Origin of the sequence: Tomitella cavernea (assembly GCF_016599145.1) — a bacterium.
Lineage (GTDB): Bacteria > Actinomycetota > Actinomycetes > Mycobacteriales > Mycobacteriaceae > Tomitella > Tomitella cavernae.
This window is the reverse complement of the sequence record NZ_JAENKO010000097.1, coordinates 1-4,102: the sequence shown is the minus strand read 5'-3', so window position 1 is coordinate 4,102 and position 4,102 is coordinate 1. Positions and strand designations below refer to the sequence as shown.

The window sequence follows — 4,102 nt, the reverse complement described above, 5'->3', positions numbered from 1 at the left end:
CCGCGATGCGCGGGCCGGGGCCGCCTCGCCCGCGGACCCCGCCGGCGGAACACCGCAGCCCTGCAGCTCGGCGACGGCGTGCGCCGTGGCGGCCAGGCGCGCGGTACGCACCGCACCCGCCAGCTCCGTCAGGCTCGCGTCCCGTGTACTGGTGGCCGTCGCGGAGTGCGGCGATCCGGCGTCGGACGCCTCCGCCGTGCGCAAGATAGCGGCGACGGTCGTGGCCGAATGGAAGGTCTCCGCGGCGCGCTGCGGGGTGCCCGGGGGCAGCACATGCAGTCCGGCGCGTGTGATGTGGGCGGCGACGGCGCGCTGGGCCTGTGCGCCCGCGGCGCCGACACGATCCTGGCCGCCGAGCAGGTCGGTCGCGCGGCGTACCGCCTCACGCAGGGCGTGGCGGGACTCACCGACCGCCGGCGCGGCCGAGGATACGCCGCGGCAGCCCGCGTCATAGGCCACCCAGCGCAGCACGTCCGCGGCATCGTGGACGGGCACGAGCCCCACGCACCCGGCGCATGCGCCGGTCCCCTCGATGCCACGGTGGAGCACGAGCCCCTCGCCCGTCGCCGTGGCCGCTGCGGCGAAGGCGGTGCCGTGGGCCACGGCGCCCACGTCCCCGGCGACCGGCAGCACGACCTCCAGCCGGAGGCCGTCGCCGAGCCGGCGCAGCATGCCGAGCAACGCGACCGGACCCGCTCCCACGGTGTCCTGCGGCCAGGCGAGCCCCGTCGTCACGGCGACGGGTTCCGCCGCCGCCACCGCCAGGTGCATCGGCGCCCACTGCGCCAGCGCCTCGATCACGTGGTCCGGTGCCGCGGCGCCCCGCATCCAGGACGCCGCCCACAGCGCCAGGGTCACGGCCGGATGGCCCTCCGGCGGTGGAGTGGAAGGTGGGCCCGCGGAAAGGGGCACGCCGCTACGAGATAGTGGATCGCTCATGGTCACACCAGGATAACGGCTGTTCCGCGTGTCGCGGCGCGCTGCCGCGCGGGCCGCTCTACGCTGGGATTCCGTGAACGACATGTATGGCGGCGACATCTTCGCCGGGCACGCCAGGAGGAAGCCCCGCATCGCACCGGAAGTGGCGGCGGAACGCGGCCTGGTGGCCGAGGATGCGGCGTCAGGGTACTGCGGCGCCGTGGTCGGATTCGAGAAGACCTACGACGGCCGTTTCGTCCGCCTCGAGGACGCGCGCGGCAACACCCGGCTGTTCGCCATGCGACCGTCGGCCTTCCTCATCGACGGGAGGCCGGTGACGCTGGTCATGCCACAGGCGCGCCCGACGCGCCCGCAGGGCGCGAAGTCCGCGTCGGGATCCGTGCGCGTCGAGGGGCTGCGTGCGCGCACCGCCCGCGCCGCGCGGATCTGGGTGGAGGGCGTACACGACGCCGCACTGGTGGAACGGGTCTGGGGGCACGACCTCCGTGTCGAGGGTGTGGTGGTCGAGTTCATCGAGGGCCTCGACAACCTGGGCGAGCGGCTCGCCGATTTCGTCCCCGCACGCGGTCGGCGTGTGGGCGTGCTGGCCGATCATCTGGTGGACGGCTCCAAGGAGACGCGCATGACGCAGAACCTCGGGCCGCATGTCCTGGTGACCGGGCACCCTTTTATCGACGTGTGGGAGGCCGTCAAACCATCCGCCGTCGGAATCCGCGAGTGGCCGACGATCCCGCGCGGAACGGACTGGAAGACGGGAGTGTGCCGCGAACTCCGCTGGGGCACACCATCCGACGGGTGGCGACGGGTCAACGCGGCCGTGTCGACCTATCGCGACCTGGAAACGCCGCTGATCGGGGCCGTCGAACGGCTCATCGACTTCGTCACCGAACCGGAATGACCCCGCGCGTCCGCCTCCGTCCGGACGCCGCGGCCCCCGCCGACCGGCCGGTTTTTGGTTAGATGGTGTTGTGACTGCGTTGATCTGGTTCGCGGCCGCGGTGCTGCTGGCGGGTGCCGAGGCGCTCACCGGCGACCTCTTCTTGTTGATGATCGCCGGCGGCGCTCTCGGCACGGCCGGCATCACCGCCCTCGTCGACCTTCCGGTGTGGGGCGACGCGCTGATCTTCGCCGCGGTGTCGCTGATCCTCGTGCTGGGGCTGCGGCCGTTCCTGCTGCGCCGGTTCGGCCGCCCGCCCGAGCACCCGACGAACACCGCCGCGCTGCCGGGCAGGCACGCCACCGTGCTCCGCTCGGTGGGCACCGACGACGGGCTCATCCGGCTCGGCGGCGAGGATTGGACGGCCCGGCCGCTCGACCCCCAGACCAGCTACCGCGAAGGAGAGAAAGTGACCGTCTTCCGCATCGACGGCGCCACCGCCATCGTCTTCAAGGAGTCCTGATGACCGCAGCAGTGATCGTGCTCATCATCGTCGTCGTACTGGTGGTGGTCCTCGTCGTCCAGTCCGTGACGCTGGTGCCGCAAGCGCAGGCCGCGGTGGTCGAGCGGCTGGGCCGCTACTCGCGCACCGTCTCCGGCCAGCTGACGTTTCTCGTGCCGTTCGTCGACCGGGTCCGCGCCCGCGTGGACCTTCGTGAGCGCGTGGTGTCGTTCCCGCCGCAGCCGGTGATCACGGAAGACAACCTGACCTTGTCCATCGACACGGTGGTCTATTTCCAGGTGACCAATCCGCAGGCCGCGGTGTACGAGATCAACGACTACATCGAGGGCGTCGAGCAGCTGGCCACGACGACGCTGCGCAATGTCGTCGGCGGGATGACGCTCGAGGAGACCTTCACCTCCCGAGATTCCATCAACGGGCAGCTGCGCGGCGTACTCGACGAGGCCACCGGCCGTTGGGGGCTGCGCGTGGCGCGGGTGGAGCTCAAGAGCATCGACCCGCCGCCTTCGATCCAGGAGTCGATGGAAAAGCAGATGAAGGCCGACCGCGAGAAGCGCGCGATGATCCTCACCGCGGAGGGCCAGCGGGAGTCGGCCATCAAGACGGCCGAGGGCAACAAGCAGAGCCAGATTCTGGCTGCCGAGGGTGCGAAGCAGGCGGCGATCCTCGAGGCGGAGGCAGAGCGCCAGTCGCAGATCCTCTACGCGGAGGGCGAACGGGCCGCCTCCTATCTCAAGGCCCAGGGCCAGGCCAAGGCCATCGAGAAGCGCTTCGCGGCGATCAAGCGCGGGCGCCCCACGCCGGAGCTCCTGGCCTACCAGTACATGGAGACGCTGCCGGAGATGGCCCGCGGCGACGCCAACAAGGTCTGGGTGGTGCCCAGCGACTACGGCGCCGCGCTCAAGGGGTTCGCCCAGCAGCTCGGCGCCCCCGACGCGCAGGGGACGTTCCGGTTCGAGCCCACCGCGCCGGAGGGCGAACAGCCCGGGGTCGACGAGGACTGGGAGGACGTGGCGCATTGGTTTGAAACGGCCAGCGATCCCGCCGTCGCGGAAGCGGTGGCCGCTGCGGAGGCCGTGGCCCGGACCCCGGTGGACCCCGTGGAGGGGGCGGCAGCGCAGATCTCGCCCCGGCCCCGCCCATCCGTTTTTGGTCGGTCGTCCTCCGGTTCTTCGGCGGCGGGCCGGGCGGGGGAGCTACCGGACCAGCAGGATCCCGACGCCCGCGACGGCGAGTGAGGACAGCACGCTGCTGAAGGTGCCGATGATGAACTGCTCGGAGGCATCGGGTTCGCGCAGCTCCGGGTAGCGCGCCAGCCCCTTGACGGCCAGCACGACGGCGATCCCGCCCGGCCAGCCGGCGAGCACCGCCACCGTCACCGCGGTGCGCTCGAGCACACCGATGGCCAGGCCGCCGCGCAAGGGTCCGGGGCGGCCGTGGTCGGCGCTGTCGGGGTCGCCGGCGGCACTGGCCGTATCGGGGGCGTTGGCGGCATCGGAAGCGTTGGCGGCACTATCCGCTTCACGGTCCACCGAGGCCGGGGCGCTCGCCCGGCGCCTGACCATCCCCACGTCGAACACCGTCCGCACGATCACGTCCGCGGACAGCGCGGCCGCTGCCACGGTGAGCGCGTACGCCGCCACCTGCGCGGCGCCCGTCACCGTTCCGGCCGCCCGCGCGCACAGTGCCGCGGCCACCAGCAGCGCCACCGTCAGCGCGGCCAGGGTCGCCGCCGCCGCCGACCGCCGCCGCAGGGCGGGGAT

5 protein-coding genes are annotated in these 4,102 nt (G+C 72.5%); 3 read left to right on the top strand and 2 right to left on the bottom strand.

Going from position 1 to position 4,102, the window contains the following annotated elements; genetic code table 11:
• On the bottom strand, positions 1 to 858 hold an 858-nt coding region (locus JJ683_RS18510), incomplete at its 3' end, for an Rv1486c family protein (protein ID WP_200176279.1).
• Positions 859 to 1,021: 163 nt separating this feature from the next.
• On the opposite strand from JJ683_RS18510, the gene JJ683_RS18505 reads away from it, so the two are divergent.
• The 3 genes from JJ683_RS18505 to JJ683_RS18495 all read left to right on the top strand — a co-directional run bounded on the left by JJ683_RS18505 (position 1,022) and on the right by JJ683_RS18495 (position 3,577).
• The gene (locus JJ683_RS18505) at positions 1,022 to 1,837 is read left to right on the top strand and encodes a DUF3097 domain-containing protein (RefSeq protein ID WP_200176280.1); all 816 of its coding nucleotides are present in this window, start codon (positions 1,022 to 1,024) and stop codon (positions 1,835 to 1,837) included.
• A 70-nt stretch (positions 1,838 to 1,907) separates the two neighbouring features.
• A complete protein-coding gene (locus JJ683_RS18500; protein ID WP_200176277.1) occupies positions 1,908 to 2,339 on the top strand; it encodes an NfeD family protein in 432 nt (143 codons plus the stop codon).
• Positions 2,339 to 3,577, top strand: coding sequence for an SPFH domain-containing protein (locus tag JJ683_RS18495; protein ID WP_200176275.1), 1,239 nt, complete (start codon positions 2,339 to 2,341; stop codon positions 3,575 to 3,577). Before JJ683_RS18500 ends, JJ683_RS18495 begins: the two co-directional genes overlap by 1 nt.
• Here JJ683_RS18495 and JJ683_RS18490 read toward each other — a convergent pair.
• Positions 3,536 to 4,102 carry a hypothetical protein gene (locus tag JJ683_RS18490; RefSeq protein WP_200176274.1) on the bottom strand — a complete coding sequence of 189 codons (567 nt, stop codon included), beginning with the start codon at positions 4,100 to 4,102 and terminating at the stop codon, positions 3,536 to 3,538. The two genes, JJ683_RS18495 and JJ683_RS18490, sit on opposite strands and share 42 nt — an antisense overlap.